The organism is Pseudomonas sp. GW822-FHT06D10 (genome assembly GCF_058799535.1).
The window spans coordinates 297830-317006 of sequence record NZ_JBXALN010000003.1 but is presented as its reverse complement, the minus strand read 5'-3'; the positions used below and the strand labels follow the sequence as shown (position 1 = coordinate 317006).

16 protein-coding genes are annotated in these 19177 nt (G+C 65.5%); 12 read left to right on the top strand and 4 right to left on the bottom strand.

The features are described from left to right. Nucleotides 1-6: 6 nt before the first annotated feature. A complete protein-coding gene (gene ptsP, locus AC1RL5_RS11355; RefSeq protein WP_011064072.1) occupies nucleotides 7-2286 on the top strand; it encodes a phosphoenolpyruvate--protein phosphotransferase in 2280 nt (759 codons plus the stop codon). Between the two features lie 73 nt (nucleotides 2287-2359). On the opposite strand, the gene AC1RL5_RS11350 is transcribed toward ptsP, so the two are convergent. Next, nucleotides 2360-3106 carry an NRDE family protein gene (locus AC1RL5_RS11350; RefSeq protein ID WP_011064071.1) on the bottom strand — a complete coding sequence of 249 codons (747 nt, stop codon included), beginning with the start codon at nucleotides 3104-3106 and terminating at the stop codon, nucleotides 2360-2362. Nucleotides 3107-3229: 123 nt separating this feature from the next. On the opposite strand from AC1RL5_RS11350, the gene AC1RL5_RS11345 reads away from it, so the two are divergent. The 4 genes from AC1RL5_RS11345 (at nucleotide 3230) to AC1RL5_RS11330 (ending at nucleotide 6685) form a co-directional block, all read left to right on the top strand. Next, nucleotides 3230-4012: a sulfite exporter TauE/SafE family protein gene (locus tag AC1RL5_RS11345; RefSeq protein ID WP_026020005.1), complete on the top strand. Its 783-nt coding sequence runs from the start codon at nucleotides 3230-3232 to the stop codon at nucleotides 4010-4012. Nucleotides 4013-4093: 81 nt separating this feature from the next. Further along, nucleotides 4094-4903 carry a prolipoprotein diacylglyceryl transferase gene (gene lgt, locus AC1RL5_RS11340; RefSeq protein WP_011064069.1) on the top strand — a complete coding sequence of 270 codons (810 nt, stop codon included), beginning with the start codon at nucleotides 4094-4096 and terminating at the stop codon, nucleotides 4901-4903. A gap of 46 nt (nucleotides 4904-4949) precedes the next feature. Then, nucleotides 4950-5921, top strand: coding sequence for a thymidylate synthase (locus AC1RL5_RS11335; protein WP_492589338.1), 972 nt, complete (start codon nucleotides 4950-4952; stop codon nucleotides 5919-5921). Between the two features lie 176 nt (nucleotides 5922-6097). After that, on the top strand, nucleotides 6098-6685 hold the full coding sequence (locus AC1RL5_RS11330; protein WP_125062293.1) for an undecaprenyl-diphosphatase: 588 nt from the start codon (nucleotides 6098-6100) through the stop codon (nucleotides 6683-6685). Between the two features lie 15 nt (nucleotides 6686-6700). Here AC1RL5_RS11330 and cadR read toward each other — a convergent pair whose 3' ends face one another. Next, a complete protein-coding gene (gene cadR, locus AC1RL5_RS11325) occupies nucleotides 6701-7150 on the bottom strand; it encodes a Cd(II)/Pb(II)-responsive transcriptional regulator (RefSeq protein ID WP_492589339.1) in 450 nt (149 codons plus the stop codon). An 88-nt stretch (nucleotides 7151-7238) separates the two neighbouring features. On the opposite strand from cadR, the gene AC1RL5_RS11320 reads away from it, so the two are divergent. From AC1RL5_RS11320 to AC1RL5_RS11290, 7 genes are all read left to right on the top strand, one after another. After that, a complete protein-coding gene (locus AC1RL5_RS11320; RefSeq protein WP_492589340.1) occupies nucleotides 7239-9584 on the top strand; it encodes a heavy metal translocating P-type ATPase in 2346 nt (781 codons plus the stop codon). A 16-nt stretch (nucleotides 9585-9600) separates the two neighbouring features. After that, complete coding sequence (locus AC1RL5_RS11315; protein ID WP_072451818.1) at nucleotides 9601-10464, top strand: LysR family transcriptional regulator; 864 nt, start codon at nucleotides 9601-9603, stop codon at nucleotides 10462-10464. A 157-nt stretch (nucleotides 10465-10621) separates the two neighbouring features. Further along, nucleotides 10622-11698: a putative 2-aminoethylphosphonate ABC transporter ATP-binding protein gene (locus AC1RL5_RS11310; protein ID WP_053160346.1), complete on the top strand. Its 1077-nt coding sequence runs from the start codon at nucleotides 10622-10624 to the stop codon at nucleotides 11696-11698. A gap of 1 nt (nucleotide 11699) precedes the next feature. Then, a complete protein-coding gene (locus tag AC1RL5_RS11305) occupies nucleotides 11700-13424 on the top strand; it encodes a putative 2-aminoethylphosphonate ABC transporter permease subunit (RefSeq protein WP_492589341.1) in 1725 nt (574 codons plus the stop codon). Nucleotides 13425-13474: 50 nt separating this feature from the next. Next, nucleotides 13475-14500 carry a putative 2-aminoethylphosphonate ABC transporter substrate-binding protein gene (locus AC1RL5_RS11300; RefSeq protein WP_011064061.1) on the top strand — a complete coding sequence of 342 codons (1026 nt, stop codon included), beginning with the start codon at nucleotides 13475-13477 and terminating at the stop codon, nucleotides 14498-14500. Between the two features lie 59 nt (nucleotides 14501-14559). Next, nucleotides 14560-15693 (top strand): TIGR03364 family FAD-dependent oxidoreductase, encoded by a 1134-nt coding sequence (locus AC1RL5_RS11295; RefSeq protein WP_011064060.1) that lies wholly within the window; start codon nucleotides 14560-14562, stop codon nucleotides 15691-15693. Then, nucleotides 15693-16244 (top strand): phosphonate degradation HD-domain oxygenase, encoded by a 552-nt coding sequence (locus AC1RL5_RS11290; RefSeq protein WP_492589342.1) that lies wholly within the window; start codon nucleotides 15693-15695, stop codon nucleotides 16242-16244. Before AC1RL5_RS11295 ends, AC1RL5_RS11290 begins: the two co-directional genes overlap by 1 nt. 123 nt (nucleotides 16245-16367) lie before the next feature. On the opposite strand, the gene AC1RL5_RS11285 is transcribed toward AC1RL5_RS11290, so the two are convergent. Both AC1RL5_RS11285 and AC1RL5_RS11280 read right to left on the bottom strand, forming a co-directional pair. Further along, nucleotides 16368-17747 (bottom strand): GTPase/DUF3482 domain-containing protein, encoded by a 1380-nt coding sequence (locus AC1RL5_RS11285; protein WP_093405357.1) that lies wholly within the window; start codon nucleotides 17745-17747, stop codon nucleotides 16368-16370. Continuing rightward, entirely contained in the window at nucleotides 17740-19119 is a 1380-nt protein-coding gene (locus AC1RL5_RS11280) for a DUF2868 domain-containing protein (RefSeq protein ID WP_492589343.1), read from the bottom strand. The genes AC1RL5_RS11285 and AC1RL5_RS11280 overlap by 8 nt, the downstream gene beginning before the upstream one ends. Nucleotides 19120-19177: the final 58 nt, after the last annotated feature.

Below are 19177 nucleotides of genomic sequence, written 5' to 3'. Positions count from 1 at the left end.
CGAGCCATGCTCAATACGCTGCGCAAGATCGTCCAGGAAGTTAACTCCGCCAAGGATCTCAAGGCGGCGTTGGGGATTATTGTATTGCGCGTCAAAGAGGCCATGGGCAGCCAGGTCTGCTCGGTCTATCTGCTGGACCCGGAAACCAACCGTTTCGTCCTGATGGCCACCGAGGGCTTGAACAAGCGCTCCATCGGCAAGGTCAGCATGGCGCCCAACGAAGGCCTGGTAGGCCTGGTGGGCACTCGCGAAGAACCCCTCAACCTGGAAAACGCCGCCGACCACCCGCGCTATCGCTACTTCGCCGAAACCGGTGAGGAGCGTTACGCCTCCTTCCTCGGTGCGCCGATCATTCACCACCGCCGGGTGGTGGGCGTGCTGGTTATCCAGCAAAAGGAGCGGCGCCAGTTCGACGAAGGCGAAGAAGCCTTCCTGGTGACCATGAGTGCCCAACTGGCCGGGGTTATCGCCCATGCCGAGGCCACCGGTTCGATCCGTGGCCTGGGTCGCCAGGGCAAGGGCATTCAGGAAGCCAAGTTCGTCGGCGTACCGGGCTCGCCCGGCGCGGCGGTGGGCAGCGCGGTGGTGATGCTGCCGCCGGCCGACCTGGATGTGGTGCCGGACAAGCACGTCACCGACATCGACGCCGAACTGGCCCTGTTCAAGAGCGCCCTGGAAGGGGTGCGGGCCGATATGCGCGCGCTGTCGGAAAAGCTCGCCACTCAATTGCGCCCTGAAGAGCGCGCGCTGTTCGACGTCTACCTGATGATGCTCGACGACGCCTCCCTGGGCAGTGAAGTGAAGGCCGTGATCAAGACCGGGCAATGGGCCCAGGGCGCGTTGCGCCAGGTGGTCACCGATCACGTCAACCGTTTCGAACTGATGGACGATGCCTACCTGCGCGAGCGGGCCTCGGACGTCAAGGACCTGGGCCGCCGGCTCCTGGCCTACCTGCAGGAAGAGCGCCAGCAGACCCTGGTCTATCCCGACAACACCATCCTGGTCAGTGAAGAACTGACCCCGGCCATGCTCGGCGAAGTGCCGGAAGGCAAGCTGGTGGGCCTGGTCTCGGTGCTGGGTTCGGGCAACTCCCACGTGGCGATCCTGGCACGGGCCATGGGCATCCCGACGGTGATGGGCCTGGTGGACCTGCCGTACTCCAAGGTCGACGGCATCCAGATGATCGTCGACGGCTACCACGGCGAGGTCTACACCAACCCCAGCGACGTGCTGCGCAAGCAGTTCGCCGATGTGGTGGAAGAAGAACGGCAACTGGCCCAGGGTCTGGATGCCCTGCGCGACCTGCCCTGCATCACCCCCGATGGCCACCGCATGCCGCTGTGGGTCAACACCGGCCTGCTGGCCGATGTAGCCCGGGCGCAGAAGCGCGGTGCCGAAGGCGTGGGCCTGTATCGCACCGAAGTGCCGTTCATGATCAACCAGCGCTTCCCCAGCGAGAAGGAACAGCTGGCGATCTATCGCGAACAGCTGGCGGCCTTCCACCCGCAACCGGTGACCATGCGCAGCCTGGACATCGGCGGCGACAAGTCGCTGTCGTACTTCCCGATCAAGGAAGACAACCCCTTCCTTGGCTGGCGCGGGATCCGCGTGACCCTCGACCACCCGGAGATCTTCCTGGTACAGGCCCGGGCGATGCTCAAGGCCAGCGAAGGCCTGAACAATTTGCGCATCCTGCTGCCGATGATTTCCGGCATCCACGAGCTGGAAGAAGCCTTGCACCTGATCCACCGGGCCTGGGGCGAAGTGCGCGATGAAGGCACTGACGTACCGATGCCGCCAGTGGGGGTGATGATCGAAATCCCCGCCGCGGTGTACCAGACCAAGGAACTGGCGCGCCAGGTGGATTTCCTCTCGGTGGGCTCCAACGACCTGACCCAGTACCTGCTGGCGGTGGACCGCAACAACCCACGGGTGGCCGATCTCTACGACTACCTGCACCCGGCGGTGCTGCAAGCGCTGCAGAACGTGGTGCGTGATGCCCATGCCGAAGGCAAGCCAGTGAGCATCTGCGGCGAGATGGCCGGTGATCCGGCGGCGGCGGTGCTGCTGATGGCGATGGGCTTCGACAGCCTGTCGATGAACGCCACCAACCTGCCGAAGGTGAAGTGGATGCTGCGTCAGGTGAGCATGACCAAGGCCAAGGAACTGCTGGCGGAAATGATGACCATCGACAACCCGCAAGTTATCCACAGTTCGCTGCAACTGGCGCTGAAGAAACTCGGGCTGGCGCGGATGATCAATCCGGCTTCGAGCAAGACCCTGTAACCGGGTTGTTTTCTTCGCCGGCAAGCCGGCTCCTACAGAAGCGTTCGTGGGAGCCGGCGTGCCGGGGAACGCTTCAGACCTTCAGTTCGACCTCTCCCAGATGCCCGCCATAGGGGCCGAAGCTACGCTCCAGCAGATGCCGCGAGCCATCGGCGTGGACGATCAGTGCCGTGCTGGCTCGTGTGCCGTAGCTGGGGCTGGCGATGAACACGCTGGACAGCAGGCTTTCGGTGGCCAAGCCCACGCCGGTGTCCGGCAGGTCGGCGAAGGGCGCTGTCTGCGGGTCGCTCAACAGCGCCAGCAGTGCCTGGGGCTGTGGATCATGCAACACCTCCTGCAACGCCGCCCTGGCCTTGAGCAGCTTGGGCCAGGGCGTATCCAGCCCGGCATTGGAAAGGCCGTAGACCCCAGGCTCCAGCCGTTGCGGCTGCGGGTCCCGAGCGTTGTAGTGCCACAGCTGCTCGGCATTGCCCAGCAGCAGGTTGAACCCGGCGTACTCCACCGAGCGCCCGACTACATCGCGCAAATAATCATCCAGGGGCACGTCGCCGGCGAGAAAGCGCGCCACCAGTTCACCCCGCGAGCGCCGCGCCGGAGGCTGGTGCGGGTTGCGGATATTGGTCAGGGCGGCAAAGCGGCCCTCGGCGCCGACCCCGAGCCAGGTGCCGCCGGCTTCCAGGTCGCGACCGGCGTGGATCTGCGGCAGTTCCGGCCACTGCCCCAGGGGCAGGCTCGGCCGCGCGTAGAATTCATCACGGTTGGCCGCGACGATCAGTGGCTGAGCATGACCCGGCCGCCAGGCGAAAACGATCAAGCACATTAAGGTGGCCCCCTGTGTGTTTTTGCCCACTTTACGCACAGATCCGGCGGGTATCCATCGCCATCCAGTGGAGTCCGGGGCGGCGCTTCCGTTACCATGCCGATCTATTTTTCGGATGCTCCCATGGAATTTCTGCTCTATCTGCTGCTGGGCGCCTGTGCGGGCGTGCTGGCCGGGCTGTTCGGCGTGGGCGGCGGGATCATCATAGTCCCGGTGCTGGTGTTCAGCTTCACTCTGCAAGGCTTCGATGTCTCGGTGCTGACCCATCTGGCGGTCGGCACCTCCCTGGCCAGCATCATCTTTACCTCGGTCAATGCGGTGCGCGAGCACCATCGGCGTGGCGCTGTGCGCTGGCCGATCTTCGCCTGGATGACCGTGGGTATCCTCCTGGGCGCCGGTTTCGGCGCACTGACCGCCGAGGCGATCTCCGGCCCGCACCTGCAGAAAATCATCGGTGTGTTCGCCCTCGTGGTGGCTCTGCAGATGACCCTGGAGCTCAAGCCCAAGGCCAGCCGCCAGGTGCCCGGCAAGCTGGGCCTGACGGCCGCCGGCGGTGTGATTGGCTGGGCCTCGGCGATCTTCGGCATCGGCGGGGGCTCCCTCACCGTGCCTTTTCTCACCTGGCGCAGCGTGCCCATGCAGCAGGCGGTGGCTACCTCATCGGCCTGCGGTTTGCCCATCGCCCTGGCCAGTGCCTTAAGTTTCATGATTCTGGGCTGGCATGATCCGCTGCTCCCGGCCCATAGTCTCGGTTTCGTTTATTTGCCGGCCCTGTTGGGCATTGCCCTGACCAGCATGGTGTTCGCCCGCATCGGCGCGCGCCTGGCCCACAAACTGTCGCCACGCCTGTTGAAACGCATGTTCGCCGCGCTACTGTTCTGCGTGGGGCTCAGCTTCCTGTTCTGAGTGGTGACGCAATCCTGGCTTAATCCTGGGCTGGCAGTTTGCCCCGGGAATCTGAAGTTCTAACCCTTACGAGGAGTCGCAATGCTGCCTTACCCGCAGATTGATCCGGTGGCCCTGGCCATCGGCCCGCTGAAAATCCACTGGTACGGCCTGATGTACCTGATCGGCATTGGCGGTGCCTGGTTGCTGGCGTCGCGCCGCCTGAACCGTTTCGATCCGACCTGGAGCAAGGAGAAGCTCTCGGACATGGTGTTCTGGATGTCCATGGGGGTGATAGTCGGTGGTCGCCTGGGTTATGTGCTGTTCTACGACCTGAGCGCCTACCTGGCCAACCCGACGCTGATCTTCGAGGTGTGGAAGGGCGGCATGTCGTTCCACGGTGGTTTTATCGGGGTGATGCTGGCGGCCTGGTGGTTCGGCAAGCGCAACAACAAGACCTTCTTCGAGCTGATGGATTTCGTCGCGCCGATGGTGCCGATCGGCTTGGGCGCCGGGCGCATCGGCAACTTCATCAACGCTGAACTGTGGGGCAAGCCCACCGATCTGCCCTGGGCCATGGTGTTCCCGCCGTTCAGCGATCCGGCGCAATTGCCGCGCCATCCCTCGCAGCTGTATCAGTTCGCCCTGGAAGGCGTGGCGCTGTTCCTGATCCTCTGGCTGTTCTCGCGCAAACCCCGGCCGACCATGGCGGTTTCCGGTATGTTCGCCCTGTTCTACGGGATCTTCCGTTTCATCGTCGAGTTCGTCCGGGTGCCGGACGCCCAGTTGGGCTACTTGGCCTGGAACTGGCTGACCATGGGTCAGGTCCTGTGCGTGCCGATGATTCTCGGTGGCCTGGGGTTGATCTGGCTGGCTTATCATCGCGCTCCGGCCAAGAGCGCGGCGCAATAAATTCGAACCCCGGGGCGTGCCCCGGGTTCAAGGATGCAGGTAATTCATGAAGCAATATCTTGATCTGGTGGCCCACGTCATCAACAACGGCACCAAGCAGGCCAACCGCACCGGTGTGAACACCATCAGCTTCCCCGGGGCCATGCTGCGCTACGACCTCAAGGAAGGTTTCCCGGCCATCACCACCCGCAAGATGGCCTTCAAGTCGGCCATCGGCGAGATGGTCGGCTTCCTGCGCGGGGTGAACAACGCCGCCGAGTTTCGTGCGCTGGGCTGCAAGGTCTGGGACCAGAACGCCAACGAAAACGCCCAGTGGCTGGCCAACCCGTTCCGCCAGGGCGACGACGACCTGGGCGAGATCTACGGCGTGCAGTGGCGCAAGTGGCCGGCCTACAAACAGATCAAGACCAGCAACCAGGCGGCCATCGACCTGGCGCTGAGCCAGGGCTACCGGCAGATCGCCGCGGGCGAGGAAGACGGCCAGGGCTACGTGGTGCTGTACAAGGCCATCGACCAGGTGCGCCAGTGCGTCGACACCATCATCAACGACCCGGGCAGCCGGCGGATCCTGTTCCACGGCTGGAACTGCGCCCAGCTGGATGAAATGGCCTTGCCGCCGTGCCACCTGCTTTACCAGTTCCATCCCAATGTCCAGACCCGGGAAATCTCCCTGACCCTCTACATCCGCTCCAACGACCTGGGCCTGGGCACGCCGTTCAACCTCACCGAGGGTGCTGCGCTGATGAGCCTGATCGGCCGCCTGACCGGCTACACGCCGCGCTGGTTCACCTATTTCATCGGTGATGCCCACGTCTATGAAAACCATCTGGACATGCTCAACGAACAGCTCAAGCGCGAGCCGTTCCCGATGCCCAAGCTGGTGATTTCCGAGCGTGTGCCGGAGTTCGCCAAGACCGGCGTCTACCAGCCGGAGTGGCTGGAGCTGATCGAGCCGAGCGACTTCTCCCTGGAAGGCTATGAGCACCACGCGCCCATGACGGCGCCGATGGCGGTCTGAGCATCCAGCTACTGCAGCAAGGGCCGCGCGGCCCTTGTCGATTGATCCTGTTGCCCTTATCGACCTGTGCCCGGAGCCGTTCCGGGCATGGCTGTGCCTGGCGGCCAGCTACGCTCTGAGTAGCAGCCCTGCCAGGTGCGGGGTGTGGTCCTTGTGACATTCAACGTGAGCTCCGAATGGAAGAACTCAATCACAGCCTGTTCCTGGCCATCAACGCCAGTGCCGGGGCGTCCATGCCGATGCGTGCACTGGCGGTTTTCCTCGCGCAATGGGTGGTACTCAGCGTGCCGCTGCTGCTGGTGGTGTTCTGGGTTTTCGGCGAGCGCCGCCAGCGCATGATCGTGTTGCTCGCCGGCCTGAGCATTGTCCTGGCCCTGGTCTGCAACCTGCTGGTCCGTGAGCTGTGGTTCCATCCGCGGCCGTTCATGATCGGCCTGGGGCAGAACTTCCTCGCCCACGCGCCCGGGGCGTCTTTCCCCAGCGACCACGCCAGTGGCATGTTCGCCATGGCTTTCGCGCTGATCCTGGCCAGCCTGCGCAAGACCGGGCTGGTGATGCTGGGCCTGGCGATCCTGGTGAGTTGGGCACGGGTCTACCTGGGCGTGCATTTCCCTTTCGACATTCTGGGTGGCTGCCTGGTGGGGGGGCTCAGCGCCTGGCTGGTGCGCCAGGGGCTGGCCTGGCAGCAACTGGACCAGCGGCTGCTGGCAATCCTCGAAGGGGCTTATCTGCGGCTGACGGCCAGCGTTCGGCGCGGCGCCTGAAACCGCGCCAGGGGTTCAGTGCCCGTGGCTGCGCCCGACATGGGAGGGCTCGCTCTCATTGGGGGCCACCGAGCCGCTGACTTCCAGGCGCTGGAGAATTCCGCAGTGCTCAAGGTCCGGGCCCTCGCTGCAGCGCTGGCGCAGGTCCAGCAGTTGTTCCTGCAGGGCCAGCAAGCCGTCGATGCGCGCCTTGACGTGATGGATATGCTCGTCGATCAGGGCGTTGACGCTGGCGCACTGGTCCTGGGGGCTGTCGCGCAGGTTGAGCAGGCTGCGGATCTCCTCGAGGGTCATGTCCAGGCTGCGGCAATTGCGGATAAAGGTCAGGCGCTCGGTGTGGGCCTGGGTGTAGAGGCGATAGTTGCCTTGACTGCGGGCCGGTTCCGGCAGCAGCCCTTCGCGCTCGTAGTAACGGATGGTCTCGACCTGACAGTCGGTGAGTTTCGCCAGTTCGCCAATCTTCATTGCCGTCGTCTCCGAATGGGTGCTTGACCCTATAGTGGCTACAGGGTGTTCACTTGGCAACAAGCACCTTAATTCGGAAGGGACCCTAATGAGCGATTCTCTCCACAGCCCGCGCAAAACCGCGGATCAGCAGCCCCAGGCTGATCACGATCACGATCACGATCACGATCACGATCACGATCACAGCCATGGCCACAGCCATTCCCATGCGCCCGCGGGCAAGCTGCAGCCGGTCAAGGCACACGATCATGCCGCCCATGGCGCTTCCTGCTGCGGTTCCGCCGGCCTGGCGCCGTCCAGGGTCACCCTGAGCGAGACCCCGACCGCCGGCGCGCGCTTGAGCAGCTTTCGCATCGAAGCCATGGACTGCCCCACCGAACAGACCCTGATCCAGAACAAGCTGGGCAAGTTGGCCGGGGTCCAGGCGCTGGAGTTCAACCTGATGAACCGCGTGCTGGGGGTGACCCACGACCTGCCGAGCACCGCGCCTATCATCGAGGCGGTCAAGTCACTGGGCATGCACGCCGAACCCCTGGAACAGGAGGGTGACCAAGCCGCGCCTGCCGCAGCGCCCGTGAAGAAGCCCTGGTGGCCGCTGGCCCTGTCCGGTATCGGCGCGCTGGCTGCCGAGGTCATCCATTTCACCAATGCCGCGCCCGACTGGGTGATTGCCCTGGTGGCCCTGGTGTCGATCCTCAGTGGTGGCCTGACCACCTACAAGAAGGGCTGGATCGCCCTGAAGAACCGCAACCTCAACATCAATGCCCTGATGAGCATCGCCGTGACCGGCGCCGTGCTGATCGGCCAATGGCCGGAAGCGGCGATGGTGATGTTCCTGTTCACCGTGGCGGAATTGATCGAGGCCCGTTCCCTGGATCGGGCGCGCAACGCCATCAGCGGCCTGATGCAGATGACCCCGGAACGGGTCACGGTGCAGCAGGCAGACGGCAACTGGAGCGAACAGGAAGCGAAAAGCGTCGAACTGGGCGCACTGGTGCGGGTGCGTCCCGGCGAGCGCATCGGCCTCGACGGCGAGGTCGTGTCCGGCAACTCCACCATCGACCAGGCGCCGATCACCGGTGAAAGCCTGCCGGTGGAAAAGACTGTGGGCGACAAGGTTTTCGCCGGCACCATCAACCAGGCCGGCTCCCTGGAATACCGAGTGACTGCCGCCGCCAACAACTCGACCCTGGCGCGGATCATCCACGCTGTGGAACAGGCCCAGGGCGCCCGGGCTCCGACCCAGCGCTTCGTTGACAGCTTCTCGAAAATCTACACCCCGGCGGTATTCGCCTTCGCCCTGGCGGTGGCGCTGATTCCGCCGCTGTTCATGGGCGGCGTCTGGTTCGACTGGATCTACCGCGCCCTGGTGCTGCTGGTAGTGGCTTGCCCCTGCGCCCTGGTGATCTCCACCCCGGTGAGCATTGTCAGTGGCCTGGCGGCTGCCGCGCGCAAGGGCATTCTGGTCAAGGGCGGGGTCTACCTGGAGGGCGGCTACAAGCTCGACTACCTGGCCCTGGACAAGACCGGCACCATCACCCACGGCAAGCCGGTGCAGACCGACTTCCTGTCCCTGGACCCGCTGGCCCAGGACACCGCCCCGGCCCTGGCTGCAAGCCTGGCAGGGCGTTCCGACCACCCGGTGTCCCTGGCCATTGCCCAGGCGGCTGTGGATAAGCAGTTGGCCATGCACCCTGTGGATAACTTCGAGGCCTTGACCGGCCGAGGCGTACGCGGCGAGATCAATGGCGAGCTGTACCATCTGGGCAACCATCGTCTGGTGGAAGAGCTGGGCCTGTGCTCCCCGGCTTTGGAAGAAAAACTCTTCGCCCTGGAGAAGCAGGGCAAGACCGTGGTCCTGCTGCTGGACCGCAATGGCCCGCTGGCGCTGTTCGCCGTGGCAGACACGGTCAAGGAATCCAGCCGCGAAGCCATCCAGCAATTGCATGAGCTGGGGATCAAGACCCTGATGCTCACCGGCGACAACCCGCATACCGCCCAGGCCATCGCGGCCCAGGTGGGTATCGACCAGGCCCGGGGCGACCTGCTGCCCACCGACAAGCTGCAGGCCATCGAAGACCTGTACGCCCAGGGCCACCGGGTGGGCATGGTGGGCGACGGGATCAACGACGCACCGGCCCTGGCCCGCGCCGAAATCGGTTTCGCCATGGCTGCGGCGGGCACCGACACCGCCATCGAGACCGCGGATGTTGCCCTGATGGACGATGATTTGCGCAAGATCCCGGCGTTTATCCGCCTGTCGCGCCAGACCTCGGTGGTGCTCAAGCAAAATATCGTCCTGGCCCTGGTCATCAAGGCGATCTTTCTTGGGGTAACCTTTGCCGGGCTGGCCACCATGTGGATGGCAGTGTTCGCCGACATGGGCGTGAGCCTGTTGGTGGTGTTCAACGGTCTGCGCCTGCTGCGCAAATAAGCAACGAGAGAACCCTGTGCTGAGTGCCGAGCTAAAGGCTTTTTACATGGTCGCCCGCCTGGGCAGCATTACCCAGGCGGCGAAGAAGCTCGGCCTCAGCCAGCCCACGGTGACTACCCAGGTCCGCAACCTGGAGAGCCAGTACGCGGTGGAGCTGTTCTACCGAGGCGGGCGCCGCCTGAGCCTGAGCGATGAGGGCGCGCGCCTGCTGCCGATGGTCAAGGAGCTGCTGCAGAAAGAGTCGGACATCGAATTCTTCCTGCGCAACTGTGGGCAGGTGCAGGGCACGCTGCGCATCGCCGCCACCGCGCCGTACTACATCCTCGATCTGGTGAAGACTTTCCGCCAGCGCCTGCCCCAGGTGGAGGTCTCGGTGGAAATCGGCAACTCCCAGCAGGTCCTGGAGGCGCTGGAAGACTATCGGGTGGATGTGGCCGCTTCCTCGCAACTGCTGGAGGATTCGCGGTTGGTCCGCCGGGTGCTGGGCAGCGATCCGCTGGTGCTGGCGGTGCATCGCAATCACCCCCTGGCGGCGCTGGAACACGTGCCCCTCAACGCCCTGGCCGGGCACACGCTGCTGATGCGCGAACCCGGCTCCACCACCCGCAGCCTCACCGAAGGTCTGCTGAAGAACGCCAACGTCAGCTTTGGCCCGCTGCTGGAGATCGGCAGCCGTGAATCGATCCGCGAGGCGGTGCTGCGCAATATCGGCATCAGCATCATTGCCCGCCAGGAAGTGCCCCACGACCCGCAACTGCGGGTCCTGACCATCGAAAACGCGCCGCAGATCGCCGAGTACCTGTATTGCCTCAAGGAGCGCAAGAACGCGCGCCTGCCCGCCGCCTTTCTCGGCCTGGCCCAGGAAATGGCTCCCGCCTGAAAGATCTGCATCGGCCATGCCGATGCCTTCGCGAGAACATGATTTACAAGTGAACCCAAATCCCTGAATACCACTATCGGTCGTTTTTGCCTTACTGCCATATGACCGACGCATTGCAACTCTAGGATTTGCCTCATCTGCTAGATGAGGTGCGTCCATGAACAACTCCGCTGCAACTGCCCTGAGCAACCCCGGTGCACCGATGAAGGTGCGCGGTATCCACAAGCGCTTCGGTGCCTTCACCGCGCTGGATAACGTGTCCCTGGACGTCGCTGCCGGTGAGCTGGTGTGCCTGCTGGGGCCGTCCGGCTGCGGCAAGACCACCTTGCTGCGCTGCATCGCCGGCCTGGAACGCCAGGACCAGGGCGAGTTGTACCTCGGGGATCGGGACGTGTCGCTGCTGGCGCCCCAGGCCCGGGACTACGGGATCCTGTTCCAGTCCTACGCGCTGTTCCCCAACCTCACGGTAGAAGCCAACATCGCCTACGGCCTGTCCGGCAGTGGCCGCGAAGAAGCGCGCAAGCGCGTGGCGCAGATGCTGGAACTGGTGGGGCTGACCGGCAGCGAGAAGAAGTACCCCGGTCAGCTGTCCGGCGGCCAGCAGCAGCGCGTGGCCCTGGCCCGTGCCCTGGCCCCGGCGCCGTCGTTGCTGCTGCTGGACGAGCCGATGTCGGCGCTGGACGCACGGGTCCGCGAGCACCTGTGCACCGAGCTGCGCCAGCTGCAGCGGCGCCTGGGGATCACCACCCTGATGGTTACCCACAACCAGGACGAAGCCATGCTGATGGCCGACCGCATTGCCGTGATGAACAACGGCAAGGTCGAGCAGTACGCCACGCCCCAGGAAATCTACGACCGTCCGGCCACGCCGTTCGTCGCCGAATTCGTCGGCCAGGGCAACTGGCTGCCCTTCAGCCGCAACAGCGACAGCCATGCCCAGGTTGGCGGCATGAATGTGCGCCTGGCCGACGGCTCGGCCAAGACCGCCTCGGGCCGGCTGTTCTGCCGTCCCGAAGCCATCAGCGTGAATCCGCTGGTGCACGAGGAAAACCTGTTCCCGGCCAAGGTCCGCGAGATCACCTTCCTCGGCAATCGCTGCCGCATGAGCTTCGAACTCAATCAACTGCCGGGGCATGCGCTGCTGGCCGAGCTGGCACCGGAAGCCATGCCGCGCCTGGGGGCCCAGGATATCTGGGTCGCCTTGCCGCCGCGCAGCCTCCAGGTGTTTGCCTAAGATGACTGCGCACATGTCCCTGCCGCTACCCGCCAAGCGGGCGCGCCAGGCTTCTCGTGCCGAGATCGGCGACCGCATTTTTGTCGTCGGCGGCAAGGTCCTGCTTCTGCTCCTGCTGGGTGTAGCGGTGCTGTTGCCCCTGTTGGCGATCTTCTGGCGCGGCTTCAGCGCCGAGGCCGGGCAGGGCGGAGGCTGGCTGGCGGCTCGCGAGCTGGTGGCCAGCGAAAACTTCCACTGGTTGCTGGGCAACAGCCTGAAAGTCTCCCTCAGCGTGGCCGCCATCGTCGTGCCCCTGGCCTACCTGTTCGCCTACGCCCTGCAACGCACGCTGATTCCCGGCAAGGGCATCTGGCGCGGCCTGTCGCTGTTGCCGCTGATGGCGCCGTCGATGCTCCCGGGCATTGCCCTGGTCTATCTGTTTGGCAATCAGGGGATGCTGCGTGGCCTGTTCGCCGAGAACATCTACGGCTTCTGGGGCATCGTCCTCGGCGAGGTCATCTACACCTTTCCCCACGCCCTGATGATCCTGCTCTCGGCGCTGTCCCTGGCGGACGCGCGGCTGTTCGACGCCGCGTCGAGCATGGGCGCCAGCCCCGCCAAGGCCTTTCGCAGCATCACCTGGCCGGCGACCCGGCAGGCGGTGTTCGCCGCCTTCTGCCTGGTGTTCACCCTGACCATCACCGACTTTGGTGTGCCGGTGGTAGTGGGTGGCGACTATCAGGTGCTGGCCCTGGAAGCCTACAAGGCGGTGGTGGGGCAGCAGCAGTTCGGCCGCGGCGCGTTGATCGGCATGGTCCTGCTGTTGCCGGCCCTGTTCAGCTTCGGTGTCGACGCCTGGCTGCGCCGGCGCCATGGCGACTCCATGAGCGGCCGTGCCCAGGTATTCAAGCCTGCGCCGTCGCCACTGCGCGATGGCTGCTACCTGGCCATTATGCTGCTGATCTGCGCGGCCCTGCTGCTGGTGTTCGGCATGGCGGTGTTTTCGTCGCTGGTGAAATTCTGGCCCTACAACCTGTCGCTGTCGCTGAACCACTACCAGTTCAACGACACCGCCGGCGGTGGCTGGCTGGCCTACCGCAACAGCCTGACCATGGCCCTGTGCACGGCGCTGATCGGCAGCGTGGTGATCTTTACCGGCGCCTACCTGATGGAGAAGACCAACGGCCAGCGCGGCTTGAACCTGGCGCTGCGCATGCTCAGTTTCGTGCCCATGGCGGTGCCCGGGCTGGTGCTGGGCCTGGGCTACGTCTTCTTCTTCAACCTCAATGGCAACCCGCTGCATGTGTTCTACGGCACCATGACCCTGCTGGTGGTGTGCACCATCGCCCACTACCTGACCACCGCGCAGATGACCGCCACCACCGCCCTGCGCCAGCTGGATGCCGAGTTCGAGGCCGCCGCGCTGTCGCTCAAGGCGCCGCTGTACCGGCACTACCTGCGGGTTACCGTGCCGATCTGCCTGTCGGCGCTGCTGGATATCGTGCGCTACCTGTTCGTTTCGGCCATGACCACGGTGTCGGCGGCCATCTTCCTCTACAGCCCGGACACCATCCTTGCCGCCGTCGCCGTGCTGAACATGGACGACGCCGGCAACGTCGGCGGCGCCGCGGCGATGTCGACCCTGATCCTGTTCACCTCCGCCGGCGTCTCGCTGCTCCTGGCCTGGGCTTCGCGCGGCCTGCTGCGCCGTTCCCAGGCCTGGCGCCAGGGCACGCCGGGCCACTGATGCGCTTCACCCACCCCCACTCTGATCTGCACTCACTAAGGAACCGCACCATGTTCAAGCCCCTGGCTCTTGCCGCTGCCGTCCTCTCTGCTGTCAGCCTGAACGCCTTTGCTGCGAAAACCGAGCTGACGGTCTACACCGCCCTTGAAGCCGAGCAACTGAAGTCCTACAAGCAAGCCTTCGAAAAGGCCAATCCGGACGTGGAGATCAAGTGGGTACGTGATTCCACCGGGATCATCACCGCCAAGCTGCTGGCGGAAAAAGCCCGCCCGCAGGCCGATGCGGTCTGGGGCCTGGCCGCGTCCAGCCTGGCGATCCTCGACCAGCAGGGCATGCTGCAAAGCTATGCGCCCAAGGATCTGGGCAAGATCGGCCCGAACTACCGCGACGCCGCCAACCCACCGGCCTGGGTCGGCATGGACGTCTGGGCCGCCACCATCTGTTTCAACACCGTGGAGGCCGAAAAGCAGGGCCTGACCAAGCCGGTGAGCTGGCAGGACCTGACCAAGCCCGAGTACAAAGGCAAGATCGTCATGCCCAACCCGGCCTCCTCGGGCACCGGCTTCCTCGACGTCAGCGCCTGGCTGCAGACCTTCGGCGAGAAGCAGGGCTGGCAGTACATGGATGAGCTGCACCAGAACATCGGCCAGTACGTCCACTCCGGTTCCAAGCCCTGCAAGCTGGCCGCCGCCGGTGAATTCCCGATTGGCATCTCCTTCGAGTACCCGGCCGTGCAGCTCAAGCGCCAGGGCGCGCCGCTGGACATTGTCCTGCCGAAGGAAGGCCTGGGCTGGGAAATCGAAGCCACCGCGGTGATCAAGGGCACGCCTCATGAAGAGGCGGCGAAGAAACTCGCCGACTTCTCCGCCAGCCCCGAGGCCATGGAGCTGTACAAGGAAAACTTCGCCGTGCTGGCCCAGCCGGGCATCGCCAAGCCGCAGACCGAACTGCCGGCCGACTACGAGCAGCGCCTGATCAAGAACGACTTTGCCTGGGCCTCGAAGAACCGCGACGAGATCCTCGCCGAATGGCGCAAGCGCTATGACGGCAAGTCGGAAAAGGTTGCCAAGCAGTAGCCGATCAATCGCCTTCGCCGGCTTGCCGGCGAAGGCGCTCCCCATCCAGGAAACAACTCATGACCAATCACAGCGATCTGCTGATCGTCGGCGCCGGCATCCTGGGCCTGTCCCATGCCTATGCCGCCGCCAAACGCGGTCTGCGGGTGCACGTTTTCGAGCGCAGCGCCACGCCCCTGGGCGCTTCGGTGCGCAACTTCGGCCAGGCCCTGGTCACCGGCCAGCCGCCGGGCACCATGCTGGAGCTGGCCAGGGCCAGCCGCGAGATCTGGGCCGACTGGCAACAGTTGGCAGGCCTGCAACTCAAGCGCAACGGCTCTTTCCTGTTCGCCCGCAGTGAAGCCGAGGAGCAGTTGCTCGAAGCCTTCTGCGCCGGGCGTGCGCTGGAGCACGGCTACCGCGTCGAGCTGCTCCAGGGCGCGGCGCTGAATGATCTGTACGGCGGCCAGTTCCGCCATCACCGGGCGGCCTTGCACGGCCTGGACGACCAGCAGCTGTATTCCCGTGAAGCGATCCCGCAGTTGATCGACTACCTGCGCCGGGACCTGGGGGTGCAGTTTCACTTCTCGACCCTGGTGCGGGATATCCAGCCGGGCCAGTTGCGCAGCACCGCCGGCAACTTCCACGCGCCGCGGATCGTGCTGTGTTCGGGGCACGATTATCAGACCCTGCTGGCGGATCAGATCGCTGCCTTGCAGCCGCAGATCTGCCGCTTGCAGATGCTCCGGGCGCGGCCCGAGGCCAATCTCAACCTGCAACATGCCTTGTTGACCGGTCTGAGTTGCGTGCACTACGGGGCCTTCGCCGACCTGCCGGAAGCCGCCGCGGTGCAAGCGCAGATTCTGCGCGAGGCGCCCCATCTGCACGAGCATGGTATCCACCTGTTGATCAGCCCGACTCCCTACGGTGAACTGATCATCGGCGATTCCCACGATTACGGTAGCGATCCTTCACCGTTCAATGCTGAACAGGTGGATAACTGGCTGCTCGAACTGGCCGAGCAGACCCTGGGTTGCAGGGTCCGGGTGGTGGAGCGCTGGCAGGGTGTCTACGGCGCGCGCGGCCCGGCGCCGTTCTCCTTCCTGGAGGCGGCCCCCGGGGTCCATGTGGCCCTGATGCACACCGGGGTCGGCATGAGCGTTGGCCCGGCCATGGCCGAGGGCAATATCGCCCGACTGCTGGAGGAAGCGTGATGGAGCGGCGACAGCAGGTGGTCGACGAGGTCTTCGGTCTGTACGAGCGTTTCGGCGACTCCGACTACATCGGCGAGCCGGTGTCGCAGATCGAGCACATGTCCCAGGCCGCGCAGTTGGCCCTGGCGGAAGGTTATGACGACGAGGTGGTGCTGGCGGCGTTCTTCCACGATATCGGGCATATCTGCCAGCAGGATGCCGAGAACATGGGCGGCTTCGGCGTGGTCAGCCATGAGCGCCTGGGGGCGGACTACCTGCGCCGGGCGGGTTTCAGCGAACGCCTGGCGCGGCTGGTGGAATACCACGTCCAGGCCAAGCGCTACCTGACCTTCAAGGACCCCGGTTATTACCAGCGGCTGAGCGAAGCCAGCCGGCGCACCCTGGAGTACCAGGGTGGGGTGATGAGCGCGGCAGAGGCGGCAGCTTTCGAACTCGACCCGTTGTGGGCGGTGAGTTTGCGCATGCGCCACTGGGACGAGCAGGCCAAGGAAATGTGGGTGCCGGTGATGGATTTGCAGGTGCTCAAGGACAAGGCGCTGGCATTGCTTTAGCGGGTACAGGCTTGGTTTTTGTAGCCGCTGCCGTAGGCTGCGAACGGCTCCGAAGGAGGCGCCGCTTTTGGGGTTGTTGAAGGTCCTGCGGCCCTTTGCGCAGCCTCGCGGGCTCGGCAGCGGCTACAGCAGATGTTGAGCCAGCCCCTCGATCTGCTCCTGGCGCTCGGCCTGGCTCAGGCGCTTCTGCGGATTGAGCGATGACCACTGCGGGTGCGCCCGGGCCTTGTTCAGGGCCTCTGGCAACTTGCCTTCGCGCCAGCTCTTGTCCTCCGGCGTGGCCAGGCGAATGCTGTCCATGGCCGCATGCCCGCGCAGGTTCAGGGCCTGTACCAGCTGGCGCTGACGCAGGGCCAGCAGGCGCAGCACGCTGTCGTCCACGGTCAGCTCGCGCTGGCCCTTGAGTTTGTCCAGCAGGCGGCTGCCGTAGCTGCGGGCGGTCTGCAGGGCGCCGCCGGCAATAGCCCCGGCCAGCGCCGCGGCCCCCAGGGTCAAACCACCCACCAGCAAATCCACCCCAGCGCCGGCTGCGGCTCCGGCGGCGATGCCGCTGCCCACCCGCACCCCCAGTTGCTTGAGGGTTTCCGGGTTGAACAGGTCGTCGCCCCAGCGCCCGTCCAGTAGCGGCAGGTCGCTGGCCGACGCATCCTCGGGGCGGAAGGCGTAGAGCTTGAGCAAGGCCTCGACGCAGCGCTGCTCGCGCTGGCGGATGGCCTGGCGCAGTTCGCCTATGGCCTGTTGTTCCTGTTGGGCGTCGCTGGCTACGCTGCGGCGGCAGGCGGCGCAGTCCACCAGCAGCTCGGCAATCAGCCGCGCTGCGCTGTGCTGGCGGGCCAGGCGCTGGGCCTCTTGGTCGTCGATCAAGCGTTGCAGGGCCGGGCGTGCGTGCTCCAGCAGCAGCGCCAGGCTTTCATACAGGCGCCGTTCGCCGTCCTCCGGTGGCGCCACGCTGTCGAAGCGCACCAGCGCGTGCAGCCCCAGGCGGGCCAGGGCATCGCGCCAGTCGCCTTCGCGCTGCTCGGCGCTGCTGACGAAGTTCAGCACTGGCAGCAGCGGCTTGCCGCAACCGGTGAGCACTTCAAGCTCATCGCGGTACTTGGCCAGCACCGGCTCGCGGGCGTCGATCACATACAGGCCGGCGTCCGAGGCCAGCAGCTGGCGCAGGACCTTGGCTTCCTGTTCGAAGCGCTGGCGAGCCTCGCTACCGTCGAGAAACCGCGCCATCCGCGCCGGGCCGTCCAGGCGTTCGCCCGGGCGCTCCAGGCGCTCCAGGTAATCCAGCAGGGCGATGGCATCTTCCAGGCCGGGGGTGTCGTAGAGCTCCAGCAGGGGTTGGCCATCCACCGAAAGGCGGGCCCCTTCCACGTGCCGGGTGGTGCTGGGGCGATGGGAGACCTCGCCAAAACCCACGTCCCGGGTCAGGGTGCGCAGCAGCGAGGTCTTGCCGACGTTGGTGTGGCCGACCACGGCGAGTTTCAGTGGCTTGTGGCGGGTATCAGTCATGACCGTTCTCCAGCCAGTCGAGGGGGGCGCAATCGGCGAAGGGCAGCTGCAGCTGGTGCAGGGCGCTGTGCCAGTCGCCCAGGCGATCGGCGTCCAGGGCCTGGCCGGGCGGGGCTTGCAGCAGCCAGACCCGGGTGGCGCTGGCGTTGCGCGCCAGTTCGGCGATCAGCCCCAGGCTGCCTCGGTCCGGCGAGCGCCGCGGGTCGCAGGCGATCACCAGGCGCGCCGGGGGGAAACGGCTCATCTGCTCCAGCAGGCGGCTGCGCGACTCGCGACTGTCGAGGATGCCGGCGTCCTTGACGCTCTCCGGCAGTTGCGTCGGCCAGGGGCGCTGGTTGTCCAGTTCGATGGCCACCAGCAGGGCGCCGCTACTGTCCTGGGCACTGACGCCGCCTTCGACCCGGTGCAACTGCTCGGGGGCCGCATCGTTGACCCCCAGGCGCTCGCTGCTGGGCATCAGGCGCTCACGCAATTGGGCGTAGCCCGGCAGGTTGAGGTCCAGTTGCAGGCGCGCCTGCCCGTGTTTCCAGCGCCAGCGGCAGAACAGCATCAGCAGCAGGCGCGGCAGCACGCCGTAGATCGTCACCAGCACCACCAGCCAGATGGCCCAGGACTGGCGGATCAGTTCGGTGTTGTAGACATCCCGGGTGCTGGCCTGGATGCTCGCCACGCTCGGCGCGCCAAAGCCCAGGCCACGAGGCAGGGCACTCAAGGTGTTGGTAATGGCCACGAAGGCATCGCTGCCCAGCAGGGTGCTTTCCCAGACAAAGCTGTAGCGGTGGGTGGTCAGCAGCAACAGCAACATGACCACGGCGCTGAACAGGGCCAGGCACCACAGGCCGTTGATCAGGCTGCCCAGGGCCCAGCGGTTGAGCTTGCGCCGTTGCAGCAACAGCAGCAGGGCCGGCGGCAACTGCGCGGCCTTGGCATCGCGGGAGAATTTCTCGCTGAGCCACAGCCACAGGCGGCCCAGGCTGGCGCCGTGCTCGCCGGCGAACAGCAGGCCTGCCAGCCAGCTCAGCAGCAGGATCAGGTTGATTCCCAGCAGGCTGCCCAGGGCCCAGAACACGTTCACCGGTTGCTGGGTGCTGCCCAGGGCGCTGAAGGCCAGGCCGGCACCGCTGATCACCGCCAGAACCGAGAGCGCCAGCAGGGCCAGGCGTGCGCCCTGGTGCCAGTGCAGCAGGGCGCTGTGCAGGCCGTCACGCTGGGCCAGCCACAGGGCGCGGTTCTGGATCCGGGTCGCCAGGTCGCCGCCCTGGTTGCGGGCCAGGCGATTGGCTTCCTGATCTTCCAGCGGGCCGGCGTGTTCCTCGCGCAGGCGCACGGTTTCGGTCAGCCACAGGCGTTGCAGGGGTGTCAGTGCAGTCACGCGTCATTCCATCGCTCAAAAGTGCGCTGAGCATAACTGCTGCAGCGCGGATCGGGGT